Origin of the sequence: Nostoc sp. DedQUE09 (assembly GCF_034530915.1) — a bacterium.
GTDB lineage: Bacteria > Cyanobacteriota > Cyanobacteriia > Cyanobacteriales > Nostocaceae > Nostoc.
Window position 1 is genome coordinate 55,346 of sequence record NZ_JAVRCE010000037.1, and the last position, 17,557, is coordinate 72,902.

The window sequence follows — 17,557 nt, forward strand, 5'->3', positions numbered from 1 at the left end:
CATACTTAAGTGAAGAGTGTATTCGCGATCATCTAGGGTTCACATGGGGACATTTACGGATTTTGTCGCAAATTAGACTTAATGCTTCTGGGCAACTTTTGCAAGGGCGAGTATAACAGGGTATTGGGAGTGGGGACTGGGGACTAGGAAAGAGTTTCTCAATCCCTAATCCTCAATTCTCTAATCCCGAATTTATGGCAAATCGTTCACGCAAGCTGACGCCAAAAGCCTCTAAACCAAATCAACCTCGTGCTGGTGCGATGAAACGTGTCGCTAAAAAACCCCAGAAAAAGCTAAAACGGGGAAGTTGGCTGTCGTCAATGCTAGCGATCGCAATTCTATTAAGTAGTGCTAGTCTAATTATGGCTTTTGCCTGGATTAGTGTTCTCTTCATCTTCAATCCAGACGAGGTAAGCTGGCTCAATAAAATTTTACCTACATGGGCACAAATCCCCCTTGGTAAACACGAACGCCCCAAAACTCTCAAACAAATTCAACTCGATTTGAGTAAAAAAAACCAAATATTTGGGGAAACTCTGCCTTTACATCAGGATGTGAAAACCTCATTTTTACTACCAGTTTTTCAACAACGTGCTAATTGTCAATCTGATTGTGAAGAACTGGTGGAACTCAGGGTTTACGAGCGCTCAGTTGAGTTAGAGTTTAAATCTCAGTCAGAAAATTACTACTATTTAGCGACTAAATTACCTATCACTGGTCCAGATGAATCTTTTGTGATTTCTTCTTTGCTTGATGGAACATCAGAACCCCAGGATATCAGTATTCCCCTACCTTTAACTGAAGTACAACGCTTTGAAGGTAAGACACCATCATCAGGGGTTTGGTTTGATTTGCGCGGTAAACGCCAACAAGGAACTGGTTCTATCCGCTACGGTTACGTCGTATACTACAATCCAGAACGCACGAATTTACTACAAATGTTGTCTTGGACTAGTCCTAATGGACAATTGCCTAAATGGCAGCAGGTAACTGGTGATGGTACAAAAGAGTTAGTTGTCGAGCAAACAGTAGGTTTAGAACCGCACTTACAGGTTTACCAAGTCAAACCTTTGAAGTTATTCCTCAAACCAATTCAATTGGAGGCGATTAGCCTCAAATCATCGACCTTCAAGGATTCTGGATACCAAAATGCCCTATTAATTGCCCGTAGTGGATTGTGGACACCAGCTTTTGAATGGTTGAAATTCGTCAAGAAACAGCGCAAAGGAGTTTTACCAGAAGCAGCGCAAGCGCAAATGGATTTGATTCGCTTGCATTCTCAACTTACTAAAACCCAAGCCCAGAAAATTTGGGCAAGTCCTAGTCAAGAAGTGCTAGCAGATTTGATTGATGGCCGCTGGGAGAAAGCTTTACAGGTGTTTGAAGCGTCGCCACATAATGCCCAAGAAATTGCTACTCTACTCAAAGCTGATGAAAAACGATTGTGGAATCGCACAACAGCAGCGTTGCAGGTAAACCCAAATAGACGAGAGGTGCAAGCTTGGTTCGCGTTGATTTTAGCAGTTCAGCGAGGAGAAGAACACGCTAATTCTTGGTTAAAGGCGCAACCAAAAATTACAAAAGAGAATCTTGCGTATATTCAAGGTTTGTTGGCAAGACTCAATGGTAAGAGGACATCGCAAATATCCTCTACTCACCCTAGTCAGATTGTTGGTACGGTGCAACTAATTACTCAAGTTACCAACACCGAATGGCTGCAACCACATTCCCCAGCAGATTTGAAACTTACGGATAACCAAGTTTGGTATCAGGTGGAGGTGAGTGCATTTAATGACGGGAAACGCTGGCTAAATTTTCCTTTTGAAAATTTCAACCCACCGAAACCTGACGCCGCCAAATTTTTCTGGAAAACTTTGGGAATCAGTTCTGACCCAGAAATCCAGATTGTAGTCTGGTTGCCTAACGGAGAACAAAAAATTACTATAGCCGCTATCAAAGCGGTGCAACTACGGGGTAAAGTTTTGCGCCTATTAGCTGCCGGTCCAAAAATTCCAGATAATCAAAACGATGTTCTCCAACCCAAACCTTTAGCTTTGACAAATGCAGCACTGGAATGGGTGCAACCATCTCCTATTACTCTACAAGAGCTGCATCAACAAAATCCCCAAGGGGTGAAAGTAATGCTATCGAGCCTGTGGCAATCTTTACAAAAATCCGGTGAAGTTCCATCTGGTGCTATTCCTAGCTTTGAACAGATGCAGGAAAAATTGGGTGATTGGCCCGTTCAAGTGATTGATTTAACAAATAATGCTCAACCAGAAATAATACTGACTATCTCACCAGAAGCCATAGCATCTTTGAATCAGGAGACACCTGAAATTCAGAGAGAAAACACAGAGCAGCGCCGCGACCGGACTATAATTTTGTCTGATGGAAATAAAGTTATTTACACTGATTTTACAGGAAATTACTTACAAAGACTCTCTGCGATCGCCAAGCTTTCAGGGGTGCAATCCTTAGCTTTACTGGTAGAAAATGCTCATAACTACAGTTTGAGGCGCTGGTCAGAGAAAAATCAGCGCTTTGAATAACGCACCCCTGATTCAAATTTCCCCTTTACTCAAATTTCAATTAAAGAGGGCAAAAGCGTAGGCGTAGCCCTTCGGCTGCGCTCAGGAACCACCCGTCGTAGACATCGCTATCTAGAAGACGAACTTATTCTTCTTTTTGGTTGGTTTCGGCTAGACGTTGGTGCTTCAGGTTTTCTAACTGCTGCAACAAAGAGTCTACCTCTGCTTGTAAATGCATCAATTTAGCTTGCTGATCGTCTTGATAATAAGATTTGGTTAACTTACTGACCCAGGCAGTCTGGGACTCGCGATCGGAAACACTAGATAAATAAGTAGGCATCGCTAATTCAATCCACTATTTAACTCACACCATTAGAAATATTATAATAATGCTCTTTTAAGCTTTATTACATTATTGTATATTTTCAATCAATTACTCTAATGGATTTTGGGTTCAATCATAAGAGACGGTGATCCTAATGGCTGTGTTCCAAAAAAACACTGACCCAGGTGTGTAAAGCATCCTTCTACTGGATGGTACTTAGGAATAGTTAATTTATAGTTTGTCAATTATGGTTGTACAAATGATTATCGCCGTTTTTGAGGAATTTACGCAAGAAATTATATGTAGACTATATCAAGAATTACGCGAAATTATGAAAAAACGTAGGGCAAGCACTTGCACTTGATGCAGTATCTTGTAGAAAGGAGGTAAAAGGCTAACATTAAAAAGAGACAGCCTTTTAAGTATTTCCCTATCTTCACTAAAACGCATAGTGTGGGAAAATACATAGATAACCTTGAATAAAATAATTCACGAAGCGCGACTTTCACCACGGTTAAAGAAGAGTTTCAGAGAGTTCTGACGTAAGTCTGATATGGGAATTAGGCTTAATTCCTAAATTTACTTGTATAGACAGGGAACAGGGAATAAGGAATAAAATAAATACGTACTCAGTCTTGTTCAAAAATCAAATAAGAGTCCTATAGATTTACAGATGATTTTTCACCTTCTCAGTCTCCTCTAAGGTAATTTGTTGAACCGAAGGTCGCCGTGGCGGTTTATGATAAATTAACGTTCTAAATAAAATAGCAAGTGAAACGCCTGCACCACAAAAAATAATATTCTTAACAAGATTCTTTGGGATTAGGGAACTCTGAATCGGCAACTGGTAACGAAAAATCTACTTTCTTCCTCTTCCCATTTTGCGTTTCCCGATCCCACCCTTTCTAAATATCCAATCCTTACATTAAGAAATTTTAAATCCCGTGACTTTGAGCCTGTCTGTTGCTACATCTCATCGCCAACCCTGGCCCGGGCTGATAGAAGCCTATCGCGAATACTTGCCTGTCAGCGAAGAAACACCGATTGTCACTCTATTGGAGGGCAACACACCTCTAATACCAGCGCCAGCGATCGCAGAACGCATTGGCAGACAAGTACGGGTATTTGTAAAATACGACGGTCTCAATCCCACCGGCAGCTTCAAAGACCGGGGGATGACTATGGCAATTTCCAAGGCCAAAGAAGCAGGGGCAAAAGCAGTAATTTGTGCCAGCACAGGCAACACCTCAGCTGCCGCCGCCGCTTATGCCAGACGTGGAGGCATGAATGCCTTTGTACTGATTCCCGACGGTTATGTGGCGCTGGGCAAGTTAGCTCAAGCATTACTGTATGGCGCAGAAGTATTGGCAATTAAAGGTAATTTTGACCAAGCGCTAGAAATTGTCCGCGAGATGGCCGAAAGCTATCCGATCACTTTGGTGAATTCAGTCAATCCCTACCGCCTAGAAGGACAGAAAACAGCAGCCTTTGAAGTTGTCGATGCATTGGGTGATGCACCAGACTGGTTATGTATTCCCGTGGGCAATGCCGGAAATATCACGGCATATTGGATGGGTTTTTGTCAATATCATCAAGCCAGAAAGTGCGATCGCTTACCCAAGATGATGGGATTCCAAGCCGCAGGAGCAGCCCCATTAGTACATGGTCAGCCAGTGGCGCATCCCGAAACCCTAGCGACAGCAATTCGCATTGGCAACCCTGCAAGTTGGGACTTAGCGATCGCAGCCCAAACCGCCAGTCAGGGAAATTTCCACGCCGTTACCGATGCCGAAATTCTCGAAGCTTATCGACTTTTGGCAGCATCAGAAGGTATCTTTTGCGAACCTGCTAGCGCTGCTTCTGTCGCTGGGTTGTTGCAGGTAAAAGACCAAGTTCCCACAGGAGCGACAGTCGTTTGTGTACTCACAGGCAATGGACTAAAAGACCCAGATACAGCCATTAAACACAATCACAGTCAATTTCAACAAGGTATCGCAGCAGAACTGGGCGCAGTCGCCAAGGCAATGGGATTTTAGGATATTGGGTATGGGAAGAGGTAGGGGGCAGCACTTCTCTACGAGAGGCTGCACTTCGACTACGCTCAGTAGACTTCTTGGCATTTGTCGGGGTAAAGGGGAAGGTGGGGCCCCCTCTGGGGATAAGGGGCAGGGGAAAAGGGTAAAGAAACTCAAAATCCTTTCCCTTTAACCTTTTTCCTTTTCCCTCTCTTGCAAAAATATATTTTTGCAAGAGGTCTAATGACCGAGGGGCAGAGGGGATAAACTTACTGCAACTTCTCCCCTGCTCCCCTGCCCCCCTGCTCCCCTGCCCCCCTGCTCCCTACCCCTGCTCGTTCGCGTGTCAAGCTATCAATAGCATCACCCAAGGCAGTAGTCAGGCTATTGCGGGTTTGGGCGTGGTTGTCCTGCTCAGTTTTCAAAGCTTGCAAGAGGCGATCGCGTTCTTTAATCGCGGTGATGAGTTTAGCTTGCAAGTCTTCCACAGATTTTAGTTGTTCTATTTCTTGTTGAATCGCTACTGGTGTCCCAGCAGGCAGTGTGTCTACTTCAAAACCTTGGAGTTTATGTAGTTCTGCCTTGAGGGAGGCGATCGTCTGTTGGGAAAGTTGGGCATCTGTGCGGCGTTGTTCTGCTTCTGTGTTGTAAAGCTGACGCCATTTTTGGGCACTCTCCCAAGCCGTATCGCGCTCGTGTTGCAGCTGTGCCATCTGCTCTTTGATTACCTGAATTTCTGTCAACCACTGTTGTGTTAAATCTTGATTCATAGATTAATAGTCATTAGTTAGGAACTTTCCCCCACTCTCCACTCGGTATTCTTGCGGTAGAAAGATAGATGCGATCGCTACGCAAAATTTAGCACAGTAGTTAATCAACCCAACCAGTTTTAACTCTAAATTATGCCAAAGCCTCGTTTTTTTCGCTTCTTTGGCCACCTTAATTGGCCCACGATTAAAAAAACTTTTTCCAGGACAATCGAAAGGCGGCTTTTCGGACTCGCCTCAGAAATCGCCTACAATGCAATGCTATCGCTGTTTCCAGCAATTCTTGCGATCATCACAGCTATTGGTTTATTGGCAGAATCTTTACAAAACACCTTTAAACAACTGGCAGTACAACTAAGTCAAGTCTTACCGGAACAAGCCTTGGATTTGATTCGTGATTTTGCCACCACAGAAATTACCAACTCCAAAAACAGCGGTTTGTTTTCTCTAAGCTTTGTATTAGCAATTTGGACTGCTTCTGGGGCGGTAAATACAGCTATGACAGCCCTCGATCAAATCCATCAAATTCCTCCAGAAAACATCCGCCCTTTTTGGAAAGCCAAGCTCGTCTCTCTGGGATTAACAGTTGGTACGATGTTGCTTTTAGTATTGGCTTCTTTCTTAGTGTTTACTAGCGATTGGCTATTGGGAATGGTAGTACGTGAAAATGCTTCTTTAATCTTTTTGTTACATCTTTGGCAGCTGTTACGCTGGCCTTTAGCTTTAAGCATTGTTGCTGTCGCCTTTGGCTTTGTCTATCGCTATGGGCCAAGCAAGTGGAACTCAGGTACGCCAATGATGCCTGGAGCGATTTTAGCAGCTGTTTTCTGGGCAATGTTGTCTGCCCTATTTCGGCTGTATGTGGCGAATTTTGGCAATTATAATAAAGTATATGGTGCTGTAGGAGCTGTAATAGTTTTAATGCTTTGGCTGTCAATGAGCGCTGCTGTTCTGTTAATCGGCGATCAGTTGAACGTGATTATCGGCGAAGATATGCGCTTAAAAGCCCAGCCACAATCGAAAGTAAAATATTATTCGTAAATCCTTGAGAATAATGATTGCAAAAGCTCAGTAGGGGAGTAAAATATCTAACGATTCAATACAAAGTTAGCGATCGCCTCCATGCCTGATTCTCCTCCTCGATTTCCGATGATTGAACCTGATGCGAAAGCACCGACCTTGAAACGCCTGCGTCAGTTAAGTCGGCTACTGGATAATGTTATTACCATTCCTGGCACAAAGATTGGTTTTGGTTTAGATCCAATTTTAGGATTCATACCGATTGGTGGTGATTTTTTGGGAATAATGTTTTCTAGCTACATCATTCTAGAAGCAGCGCGGCTAGGCGTATCTAGAGCTACTCTAGGTAAAATGGTTTTGAACGTAATAATTGATGGCTTGGTAGGCGCTGTCCCAGTTTTGGGAGACTTTTTTGATTTTGCCTGGAGAGCTAATACTAATAATATCAAGCTGTTGGAAGAATACTTAAAGTTTCCCAGCGAGCAAAAGAGTGCAGACAGATGGTTTATCTTTGCCGTTTTAGTTGGATTATTGCTAATCTCCATTGTCTTAGTAGCATTGCCTGTGATACTAATTAGAATCTTGTGGAACGCCTTAACTGGCGGTTAAATTTTTATTGATAAAAGAATGAAAGATTGGTGGCAAGCTACTTTTCCTAAAGGTCGGCAAAGTCTAGTTATTACTGATGCTAAAGGTTATCCTATACAAATTGCTTATGGCGAAAAAGGTACAGGTAAACCGCTAATTTTGTTACATGGAATGGGGAGTTGGAGCTACAATTGGCGCCACAGCGTAGCAGCATTATCTAAATATTACCGAGTAATTTGTTTTGATGCCAAAGGTTTTGGTTTTTCCGAAAAACCATTGTCTCGTAGAGAACACAATGGTCATCAAGTTATTGAGTTTCAAAGAATTATTCAGGCATTATGTGATGAACCCGCAGTGATTGTGGCAGAATCTCTGGGGGGATTAGTTGCCCTTGCTCTTGCTCAAGAAAATCCGCAGTTAATCGGACGGCTTATAGTAGTAAACGTACCTGTTTTTGCCGAACAGCTACCCCATTGGTCTATGTGGTTGCTTGCCAAAACTCCCCTAGAAATAATGCAAACAATTGACTCCTTACGTCTGACATATCTGTTTGCACCTCTATTTAGAGAAGTTATGGCAATAGAAAGACGTAGGGTATTATTCGATCCCTCAATTTTGACACAGGAAGATATCTATTGGATAACTTACCCGTTTACTGAATTGCCTGGTACGATCGCAAAAGTTGCTGAAGAGTTACAAATAGCCGCGCGAGAAATTGAGAATTGGCAAGCAAATAAACCCAATATGCTCACCAAAATTCAAAATAATCTGAGTGCAATTAAGTGTCCTACATTAGTTTTGTGGGGTGAGCAAGATAGTTGGTTTCCTGCTAGTCATGGTAGAAAATTACATCAACATATCCCCAATTCCAAATTACAGATTTTATCTAACTGCTGTCATGATGCTTCAACTGGCGCTTCTGAGGTGTTGAATAAAACGATTCTTGAGTTTTTACAAGATACTAACTTCTAAAGAAGAATTCAGACTCCTGAATTCTATTTCGATAAAAAGAGAGTGGGAGGAAGCATATCAGTCAGCTTTCAAACTCCCACTCTACCATTTGCTGCTGAAGTGAACAGGAATGTATACAGACGTTACCCGTTAGTTGGGGGCTAATGCGTAGTTCAACAACGCCTGCACGCATTTAATATTCCTGTTGCAGCAAATGCCAAACCTGATTATTGAATTTATTTACCAAGATAAATACTCTGCAAATAATTGTTATAGATAGCTTTTTGTTTTTGTAAATCACTTAGTAAATAGTGTTTTACAAAAGGAATTTGCTTAGGTGATAGCCCCTGATAATCAAACCCTTGAAGTCGTTTATCTTCATACAATTTAACTTGAATCATCAAAAGCTGGTTGCCATTTTGGCAAGTTTTTAAATTTTCTAATTGCTCATATCTAACTTTTTAAAAGCAGTTAAACCGCTATATAACAAGATTCCCGACTTCTTAAAGAAAGTCGGGAATCTAAGCCAAGCTAATTGGCAAAAAGTATTAGTTTAACGGGGTTTTACTTTACAGTAGTATTAATACTGGCGTAAAATAGCAGACAATGAACTATTTTTACGAAGATCCATCAAGTCTGCTAAGGGTTCTGTGCGCGTATCCAGGTGGTGCTTATGTTCTGCTGGCAGAACAGTTACCAGATGCTTTGTTTTAGGTTGCATCTGCATAAGGGGCATTAGTTGTGGCTGTGGCACAAAAATTGGCTGACTCTTGGGAAGATTTGGTTCCAATTTTTGGTGATGCTTCTGTGCCAAGCGTACCTGATGGCGATTAACCTGTTTTTGAACTTTTTGCGGTTGCTTGGTGCGGTTAAGCATTCGGAAAATCAGCAATGAACCACCACCACAACTGAGAACGATCGCAGCAATCATCCATAAAGGTGTAGGATTGCTATTCTCAGAGGGCGGACTGATTGGTTCTTCAACTATAACTGGGATTTTTTCTGGTTCTTCTTGTGGTACGGGGCCAGCATTACCTAAGCTATATAAGGCAAAGGTGCCACCTCCCAGAAACATGGCTAAACACCCAGTCAACAATAGCCAAGGATGATGTGCAACCAGATATATCAGAACATTCGAGCTGTTTTTTAGTCTCGATTTCCTGTTTGTCAGCTCTGGAGTAGCCCTTTTTAATTGGGTTCGCTCGCGCTGTACACTCTGACTTTTTTCCATGATTACTTTCAGATTTGTACCCCTCTAGTCAATAAATTGTACTGGAGGAGTCAAGCATCAGGTATCCGTAACAAAGTTGAGATTTTAGTAGCTTTTTTGTAAAACATAAGCTACAAAATCTGGCTAATTTTTGCCAAAGTTCTGTATTTATTGTGACTTTTCGCCGTAATAATCTAAAATTAGTTCGCTTATTTTCTCTGTCAGCTAGGAGAATGCCTTTCAAGAGCAAGTTGAATTAACCGATCGACTAATTCTGGAAAGGAAACTCCACTATGGGCCCAGAGTTGAGGATACATACTCGTCGCAGTAAAGCCTGGTAACGTATTGATTTCGTTAATAAATACTTCTTGTGTTGCTTCCACATAGAAAAAATCTACCCTTGCTAACCCAGCAGCGTCAACAGCGGCAAAAGCTTGCAAAGCCATGTCCTGAATTTGACGAGCGATCGCATCTGGAAGCTGTGCGGGGATCAGTAAATCTGCCCGGCCCTCAGTATATTTAGTTTCATAATCATAAAAATCGCTGTCATAAGTAATCTCTCCAATGACAGAGGCTTGAGGTTGCTCGTTACCTAAAACGGCACACTCAACTTCTCTAGCAACGACACCAGCTTCTACAACTAGCCTTCGGTCATAACTGGCAGCACTATCTAAAGCAGCTTCTAATTCTTGGCGCGATCGCACTTTGGCAATACCCACCGATGAACCCAAATTAGCTGGCTTGACAAAAGCTGGATAACCTAATGTTGCCTCAATTTCATCACACAGTTTCGGAAATACGCACGGATTAGACCAAACCTGCGATCTAGTTACCGCCTTATATTTTACCTGTGGTAATCCCGCTTGCTCAAAAGCCATTTTCATGGCAATTTTATCCATTCCCATTGCCGAACCTAACACCCCAGAACCGACAAAGGGGACTTGCATCAAAGTCAGTAACCCTTGAATTGTCCCATCTTCACCATTGGGACCGTGGAGAATGGGAAACCAAACATCTACTTGGGCAACTTGAGAGGGAGATTGCCAATTGCTCAGAGTTTGGGCTTGAGGGTTGGATGTCAGATTTCCAACAGATGTTGATTCTGCCGATTCCAGTAGCGGATTGCCGGTGGTTAAAACCTTTTGGGGTGCTTCTCCTGCCAGCCAGTGACCATTTTTTTGGATGTAAAAAGGCAATATTTCGTACTTACTAGCATTTTCCCCTGCACTCAAGGCGTTAGCGATCGCCCGTGCTGATTTGATCGAAACTTCATGTTCTCCCGAACGACCGCCAAACAGTAACCCCACCCGCAGCTTAGTCATTTTCGGCTCCTCCACACTTCTCAAGCAGATAGCGTATCACAACCTACAAAAATTGCCATATTTTTCTAGATTATTTTATTGCCCGTTCAAACCCTGCTTGCTCTCCATTTCTCACAAGCTTGAGCGGAAAAAGGGGCAAAGAGGCAGAGGGGAAAAACTTACCGCAACTTCTCCCCTGCTCCCCTGCTCCCCTGCTCCTCTCCCCGCTCTCTGCCTCTAATTGAAACAATCGTGTTGTCAGCTACAGTTATATTCCAGGAAAGTAAGCAACAATATTGATAATTAACTAGAAATGCAGCCCTACCTGTAAAAGATGCTGCCGTTTCATGAAACCCAGAATTATTGTTTGTGGCTTAGGACGTACCGGATATAAAACCTTTCGTCTGCTGAGACATCAGGGAGCCTTCGTTGTTGGCATTCATCACCAATCTATCCCCGGCGAAACCGCAGGAGATGTGATTGTTGGAGATTTACAAGCAGCTTCTACCCTAACAGCAGCAGGAATTCAACAGGCACACACTTTAGTCATCGCTGGATCTAAAGATGCTCTGAATTTATCTATTATGATGCAAGCGCGGGTGCTGAATCCCCAGATTCGGATTATCAACCGTTTTTATAATACAAATTTAGGAGAGCGCCTAGATCAAAGTTTGCCAGACCATTTGAGTATGAGTGTTGTCGGATTAGCAGCACCCGTATTCACCTTTGCAGCGCTGGGAAACCGAGCGATCGGACAAATTAAATTATTTCAGCAAACTTGGCCAATTCACGAAGAATACATTCATGAAAACCACTTCTGGAAAGGTCGAAAGCTGAGTGAATTGTGGTCAGACCGATCGCGGATGCTAATTTATTACTTACCAGTCAAAGGTGAGATGGATTTGGTATCAGCTGTCATAGCTGGCCAAGAAATCCAAGTAGGCGATCGCATAATTATTGGTACACAACCCCGCATCCGTTCCCCCCGGAGATCGTTGATTAGAAAACTGCTAAAAGTTATGACTAATTTTAGGCAGTTTCAGGAACACGGGCGATCGGTAGTGGTGGGTGCTATTGCACTATTGACGGTTATTGCGATCGCTACATTCACTTATATGTCGGCTGAGTTGAGTTTGTCTCCTGTGGATGCTCTATATTTTTCTGTCGGCATGATTACCGGAGCCGGTGGTAATGACAAAGTAGTAGAAAATGCTCCTAACAGTATTAAGTTATTTACTGTTGTGATGATGCTGATTGGAGCAGTAGTGATTGGTATTTGGTATGCCATGCTCACGGATTTTGTCTTAGGAAGCCGCTTTAAGCAATTTTGGGATGCAGCCCGAATTCCTCAGCGATCGCACTACATTGTCTGTGGCTTAAGTGGTATTGGGGTGAGAATTGTTCAGCAACTCCACGCCAGCGGACATGAAGTTGTCGTCGTTGAACCCGACTCCAACAGTAAATATATCAACACCGCCCGCGAACTCGGTATCCCTGTGATTCAGGGTGATGCCAGCTTCCGCACAATACTCAAAGCTAGCAATATAAACTCTGCTGCCGCAGTGATTACTGTTACTAGCAATGATGCTACCAATTTGGAAATTGCCCTCAAAGCCAAAGGTTTGGCACCCAGTATTCCGGTGATTGTTCATTATGGCGATCCTGATTTTGCTGGCATAGCCCAACAGCTATTTGGCTTCGATGCAGTGCTGAGTCCGGCTGAATTAGCAGCGCCAGCTTTTGCTGCTGCTGCGCTAGGGGGACGTATCCTGGGCAATGGCATCACAGCCGATAGTCTTTGGGTAGCTTTTGCCACTGTAATTACAGCTTCACACGTCTTTTGCGGTCAATGGGTGAAAGATGTAGCGATGTCTGCTGACTGTGTACCTTTGTACGTAGAAACAAACCACCAAACTCTTCACGGCTGGGATTTATTAGAAACTAGTCTCAGTGATGGTGACGTTTTATATATGACAATGCCAGCGACGCGGCTATATCAATTGTGGCGGGGCGAGCAAGTTTGTGAAGCACACGCTTAAAACAATAGACCTCTTGGCATTTGTGCTTTTTGCACTCTTGTGGGAAAAGGGACTCATCTTTATTGGGGAAAGGGAAAATACCAAACCTTTCCCCTTCCCCTTTTCCCGATTTCTGCAAAAAGTCTAATTCTCACAGTCATTGCACCCTCATGCGTGACATTGATGTAAACTTAAGCCAAAAGCCTTTTCAAACCTCGTTTCTAGCCAATTATTAAAATCCAAAAAGGATCTGTTGTGAAAGCTGCAATTAGACTAGCTAACGAAAGTGATGCTTTAAAAATGCTGGCAATTTATGCGCCTGTTGTGTGGGAAACTTCAATTTCCTTTGAGATAGAGCCTCCCAGCAAAACGGAATTTGAAAAACGCATCAATAACTATCAACAGCAGATGCCTTGGCTAGTGTGTGAAATTAACGGTGAGATTCTAGGTTATGCCTATGCTACTCCCTACCGGACTCGTGCTGCTTACCAATGGTCTGTAGAATCATCCGTGTATGTAAATGTTGAATATCGCAGAAAAGGAGTTGCTAAAGCTTTGTACACTTCTCTTTTTGGCTTGCTGCAACTCCAAGGATTTTATAACGTTTTTGCTGCGTTGGCGTAGCCCGCCGTAGGCATCGCTTTACCCAACCCAGCAAGTGTAGCTATGCATGAGGCTGTCGGTTTTTCGCCTCTAAGTGTTTTTTACAGAGTTGGGTATAAATTTAGTAGGTGGCACGATGTTGGCTGGTGGCAATTATCTCTGCAACAAGAGCCACCGTTATCAGTAAATCAGCCTCTTTCTTTGCCAGAAGTGCAAAAATCATCTCTGTGGAATCAAGCTTTAAGAAGTGGACTCTTGCTACTTCGCGTTTAACTTGGTGTTGCCCTTAGCTATTTAACATTTATACATAATTTTCCGTAAAGGTCGGGAAGGGGGCTAGGGGGTTAGGTTAATCGTTAGCTTTTTCACCACCACTCCCGACTCCCATTTATTTGTTAGCTACTCGTTGTTGATATTCCTGCTCAGTAATCATATCAAGAGTATTTTCTAGGCGATCTACAAATACGATACCGTCGAGATGATCGTACTCGTGTTGAAAAATCCGAGCGATAAAATCGGTTAATTCTTGCTTTTGTAAGTTGCCTTCAGAGTCAGTGTATTCAACTTTAATAGATTTATAGCGAGGAACTAACCCCCTAATTCCTGGAACACTTAAACAACCTTCCCAATCTTTGACAACTTCAGTTGAATGAGCAATGATTTTGGGATTAATCATGGCAGTAGGTTCCATTTCCGGGGCGTTGGGATATCTGGCATTAGGACGGGAAGCCACAATAAATAAACGATAGGATTGTGCTACTTGAGGGGCAGCGATTCCCACACCGTTAGCCTTGGCAACAGTGGCGATTAAATCTTCAATTAATTTTTGGATCTGCTCATCTTGAATATTTTCAACCCAAGCAGCCTTTTGGCGCAATGTTGGATTGCCTAATTGAATTATTGGCGCTAATTCAGTCATGATAAAGCTCCTTTAGGTAATGGGGCATTGGGCATGGGGCACTTGTACTGAGCGTAGCCGAAGTATGGGGTATGGAGGGAGTGAAGTATGTCAGTTATTTTTCAAATGACAAATGACAAATGACAAATAACTAACATCATCCTTCACGTCTAACAGGCAAAGGAGCAGGTTGAACTCCTACTTGGACAATTTGCCCATTGCGTTCCACTTCTATGGGTAATTTAGTACCGATTTTGCTCTTTTCTACTAGCCTTTGTACTTCTTCAATTTTAGTAACAGGCTGGCTGTTAATGCTTTTAATCACATCACCGACTCGTAGTCCAGCTACAAATGCAGGCGATCGCGGCACAATCTCAATCAGCAAAACGCCCTCATCTGCTGTAAGATTTAAGCGATCGCCTGCTCCATTTTTTATCTTTTCTTTAATTTCTGGTGTCAGTGTCACCATCTGCACACCCAAATAAGGATGATCCACCTTGCCTGTAGCAATTAATTGCTGGGCAATCCTTTGTACAGTGTTAATAGGGATAGCAAATCCCAAACCTTGAGCGCCGCGAATAATAGCTGTGTTCATCGCAATTACCTGTCCACGAGCATTAAGCAATGGCCCACCGGAATTACCAGGGTTAATCGCTGCATCCGTTTGGATGTAATCAACCCGCTTGTCACTAGCACCAATATCGCTACCAGAACGACCTGTGGCACTAATAATCCCAGAAGTGACGGTATTATTCAAGCCTAAAGGGTTGCCAATAGCTACTACTGCTTGTCCTGGTTGCAAGGTATCAGAATTACCCACAGCTAGAGTTGGCAGATTATTAGCGTCAATTTTAATCGCAGCCACATCAGTTACCGGATCTTCACCCAGTACTTTCCCATCAAAAGTTCGGCCATCTTTGAGTGTGACAGTCACTCTATCAGCACCATCTACCACATGGGCATTAGTCAAAATCTGCCCTGAAGAATTAATAATAAATCCAGAGCCGCTACCGCGCTCTACCCTTTGTCTAGGCCGTGGGTTTCCCTCTCCAAAAAACCGCCGGAAAAATGGATCGTTAAATTCGTCTGGTACGCGAGAAGTGATTGTTCGGGAAGAATCAATACGAACTACCGCAGGCCCCACTTGTTGTACTACTTTCACTACAAAATTAGGATCTCCAGAAGAAGAGAAAATCTGCGGGGGGACAATTACCGGATTAGGTTGTGTTGTGTTTTGGGCTTGAGTATCCCTTTGTTGATTATCAACAGTCCTAGCAGGTAGAAGAGAGCAGCTCCCCAGGAACATCACTGCTACCCCGTATGAGAGCATCCGCAACCTCTGGGGTAAGCCCCTGGTTTCAATCCTTTTGGGCGCTGAGTGATGGTTTGTTATCTTCATGTGTCGTTGCTTCTCCGTGTCAATGAGAGTGCTGAGTTAAAAGTGCTGAGTGCTGAGGTTAAAAGACCGCTCATAATAAAGGGACGAGGCATATACTGAGTAATAAAGCTCTGATAAATTTTTGCTTTACTCAGCACTCGGTTTGGTTACAACTTAAAAGCTTATTTTAGGTCTAGCGTGTCTCAATGCTAAATTAGTGCTTTCTCTTCTATTGTGACGATTAGCAGCAAAGGTGGTGGATAATGGAAATTCCCATAGAAAGTCTGTGGAGTCAGGTACTAGAGCGCCTAAAGCTTGAACTATCCCGACCTACCTTTGAAACTTGGATCAAAACTGCTAGTGCAGAGCGATTAGAAAATAATTGTTTGGTTATCCGTACTCCTAACCCATTTGCTCGTAATTGGTTACAGAAGTATTACATCAATACTATTGCTCATGTAGTCCAAGATATTCTCGGTCATCCTGTGGGAATTTATATTACCGTTGCTCAAGGTGATGAAGTTTCTCATTTTAGTGAACGAGAGGTTGCTTGGGAATCACCAAATTCCAGCAGTATTTCTGAACCTGTTGCCAATCACAATCATAAAACTACTGATTTAAACTCTAAATACGTCTTTTCGCGATTTGTAGTTGGTGCTAACAATCGCATGGCTCATGCTGCTTCTTTGGCAGTTGCAGAATCTCCAGGTAAAGAGTTTAACCCTTTATTTTTATGCGGTGGTGTCGGCTTGGGTAAAACTCATCTGATGCAAGCTATTGGTCATTATCGCTATGCAATTTTTCCTAATTGTAAAATATTTTATGTTTCTACTGAGCAGTTTACTAATGATTTAATTACAGCCATCCGTAAGGATAGTATGCAAAGCTTTCGAGAGCATTACCGGGCGGCTGATGTTTTATTAGTTGATGATATTCAGTTTCTTGAAGGGAAGGAATATACCCAAGAGGAATTCTTTTATACTTTTAATACTCTACATGAAGCTGGTAAACAAGTTGTCATTGCTTCCGATCGTCCACCTAACCAAATTCCTAGCTTGCAAGAACGTCTTTGCTCTCGGTTTTCTATGGGGTTAATTGCCGACATCCAAAAGCCCGATTTAGAAACGAGAATGGCAATTTTGCAGAAAAAGGCTGAGGATGAAAATATTAGTCTTCCCCGCGACGTGATTGAGTATATTGCTTCTAACTACACTTCTAATATTCGAGAATTAGAAGGAGCTTTAATTCGGGCGGTGGCTTATATTTCTATTTGGGGTTTACCGATGACGGTGGAAAATATCACACCAGTTTTAGAACCGCCTAATGAAAAAATGGCAGCTACCCCAGAAGCAATTTTAAAGGTTGTGGCGGATAATTTTGATGTTTCGATAGATGACCTTAAAAGTAACTCAAGACGAAGAGAGATAAGCTGGGCGCGTCAACTAGGGATGTATCTGATGCGCCAACACACCGCTTTGAGTTTGCCGAGAATTGGCGAAGAGTTTGGTGGTAAAGACCATACAACGGTAATCTATAGTTGCGATAAAATTAATCAACTCCAGGAGAGCGATCGCACTTTAGCACAAACAATCCGCCAACTGAGCGATCGCATCAATATGACTAGCCGTTCTCAAAAACCATCTTGAAGATTTATTTTAAGTTTTCCACAAGCAGCAGTCTGAATTATGAGTTTTGACGGCTGAAGAATTAGTCAAGAATATTAAGTAACGTCTAAAAATTGATTAAATTTAACTTATATTGTGCAAAAAACTGGGGAAAACTTGATATTCTACAGTCAAAATTTAATTAAGTATAATTACCTTGTGGAAAAACTCAAGTACTTTTCCACAAGTTTTCCACAAGGTAAACTTGCCTAACTATAATTGCAATAGACATTGTGACAACTCTCACCGCTAATTGCAAGCAATGTAGCGGGAGCATCTCAAATTCAC

At 42.7% G+C, this 17,557-nt stretch carries 15 protein-coding genes; 9 read left to right on the forward strand and 6 right to left on the reverse strand.

Going from position 1 to position 17,557, the window contains the following annotated elements:
• Positions 1 to 194: 194 nt before the first annotated feature.
• Positions 195 to 2,552: a hypothetical protein gene (locus RMY27_RS21905; protein WP_322666744.1), complete on the forward strand. Its 2,358-nt coding sequence runs from the start codon at positions 195 to 197 to the stop codon at positions 2,550 to 2,552.
• Positions 2,553 to 2,676: 124 nt separating this feature from the next.
• Here RMY27_RS21905 and RMY27_RS21910 read toward each other — a convergent pair whose 3' ends face one another.
• On the reverse strand, positions 2,677 to 2,871 hold the full coding sequence (locus RMY27_RS21910; protein WP_194041136.1) for a hypothetical protein: 195 nt from the start codon (positions 2,869 to 2,871) through the stop codon (positions 2,677 to 2,679).
• Between the two features lie 929 nt (positions 2,872 to 3,800).
• Between RMY27_RS21910 and thrC the strand changes: the two genes are divergently transcribed.
• Positions 3,801 to 4,892 (forward strand): threonine synthase, encoded by a 1,092-nt coding sequence (gene thrC / locus RMY27_RS21915; protein WP_322666746.1) that lies wholly within the window; start codon positions 3,801 to 3,803, stop codon positions 4,890 to 4,892.
• A 248-nt stretch (positions 4,893 to 5,140) separates the two neighbouring features.
• Here thrC and RMY27_RS21920 read toward each other — a convergent pair whose 3' ends face one another.
• A complete protein-coding gene (locus RMY27_RS21920) occupies positions 5,141 to 5,641 on the reverse strand; it encodes a hypothetical protein (RefSeq protein WP_322666748.1) in 501 nt (166 codons plus the stop codon).
• 132 nt (positions 5,642 to 5,773) lie between these two features.
• Between RMY27_RS21920 and RMY27_RS21925 the strand changes: the two genes are divergently transcribed.
• The 3 genes from RMY27_RS21925 (at position 5,774) to RMY27_RS21935 (ending at position 8,218) form a co-directional block, all read left to right on the forward strand.
• Positions 5,774 to 6,679 carry a YihY/virulence factor BrkB family protein gene (locus RMY27_RS21925; RefSeq protein ID WP_322666750.1) on the forward strand — a complete coding sequence of 302 codons (906 nt, stop codon included), beginning with the start codon at positions 5,774 to 5,776 and terminating at the stop codon, positions 6,677 to 6,679.
• A gap of 81 nt (positions 6,680 to 6,760) precedes the next feature.
• Positions 6,761 to 7,267: a DUF4112 domain-containing protein gene (locus RMY27_RS21930; protein ID WP_322666751.1), complete on the forward strand. Its 507-nt coding sequence runs from the start codon at positions 6,761 to 6,763 to the stop codon at positions 7,265 to 7,267.
• An 18-nt stretch (positions 7,268 to 7,285) separates the two neighbouring features.
• A complete protein-coding gene (locus RMY27_RS21935; RefSeq protein ID WP_322666752.1) occupies positions 7,286 to 8,218 on the forward strand; it encodes an alpha/beta hydrolase in 933 nt (310 codons plus the stop codon).
• Positions 8,219 to 8,777: 559 nt separating this feature from the next.
• On the opposite strand, the gene RMY27_RS21940 is transcribed toward RMY27_RS21935, so the two are convergent.
• Positions 8,778 to 9,428, reverse strand: a complete 651-nt coding sequence (locus tag RMY27_RS21940) for a hypothetical protein (RefSeq protein WP_322666753.1) — start codon at positions 9,426 to 9,428, stop codon at positions 8,778 to 8,780.
• Positions 9,429 to 9,628: 200 nt separating this feature from the next.
• On the reverse strand, positions 9,629 to 10,729 hold the full coding sequence (locus tag RMY27_RS21945) for a D-alanine--D-alanine ligase family protein (protein ID WP_322666754.1): 1,101 nt from the start codon (positions 10,727 to 10,729) through the stop codon (positions 9,629 to 9,631).
• Positions 10,730 to 11,055: 326 nt separating this feature from the next.
• On the opposite strand from RMY27_RS21945, the gene RMY27_RS21950 reads away from it, so the two are divergent.
• The 3 genes from RMY27_RS21950 to RMY27_RS21960 all read left to right on the forward strand — a co-directional run bounded on the left by RMY27_RS21950 (position 11,056) and on the right by RMY27_RS21960 (position 13,602).
• Positions 11,056 to 12,747 carry an NAD-binding protein gene (locus tag RMY27_RS21950; RefSeq protein ID WP_322666756.1) on the forward strand — a complete coding sequence of 564 codons (1,692 nt, stop codon included), beginning with the start codon at positions 11,056 to 11,058 and terminating at the stop codon, positions 12,745 to 12,747.
• A gap of 234 nt (positions 12,748 to 12,981) precedes the next feature.
• Positions 12,982 to 13,350, forward strand: a complete 369-nt coding sequence (locus RMY27_RS21955; RefSeq protein ID WP_322666758.1) for a GNAT family N-acetyltransferase — start codon at positions 12,982 to 12,984, stop codon at positions 13,348 to 13,350.
• Positions 13,351 to 13,392: 42 nt separating this feature from the next.
• Complete coding sequence (locus tag RMY27_RS21960; RefSeq protein ID WP_322666759.1) at positions 13,393 to 13,602, forward strand: hypothetical protein; 210 nt, start codon at positions 13,393 to 13,395, stop codon at positions 13,600 to 13,602.
• A gap of 115 nt (positions 13,603 to 13,717) precedes the next feature.
• On the opposite strand, the gene def is transcribed toward RMY27_RS21960, so the two are convergent.
• Positions 13,718 to 14,248, reverse strand: coding sequence for a peptide deformylase (gene def, locus RMY27_RS21965; RefSeq protein WP_322666761.1), 531 nt, complete (start codon positions 14,246 to 14,248; stop codon positions 13,718 to 13,720).
• A gap of 136 nt (positions 14,249 to 14,384) precedes the next feature.
• Complete coding sequence (locus RMY27_RS21970; RefSeq protein WP_322666763.1) at positions 14,385 to 15,626, reverse strand: HhoA/HhoB/HtrA family serine endopeptidase; 1,242 nt, start codon at positions 15,624 to 15,626, stop codon at positions 14,385 to 14,387.
• Between the two features lie 242 nt (positions 15,627 to 15,868).
• On the opposite strand from RMY27_RS21970, the gene dnaA reads away from it, so the two are divergent.
• Positions 15,869 to 17,251 carry a chromosomal replication initiator protein DnaA gene (gene dnaA / locus RMY27_RS21975; RefSeq protein ID WP_322666765.1) on the forward strand — a complete coding sequence of 461 codons (1,383 nt, stop codon included), beginning with the start codon at positions 15,869 to 15,871 and terminating at the stop codon, positions 17,249 to 17,251.
• Positions 17,252 to 17,557: the final 306 nt, after the last annotated feature.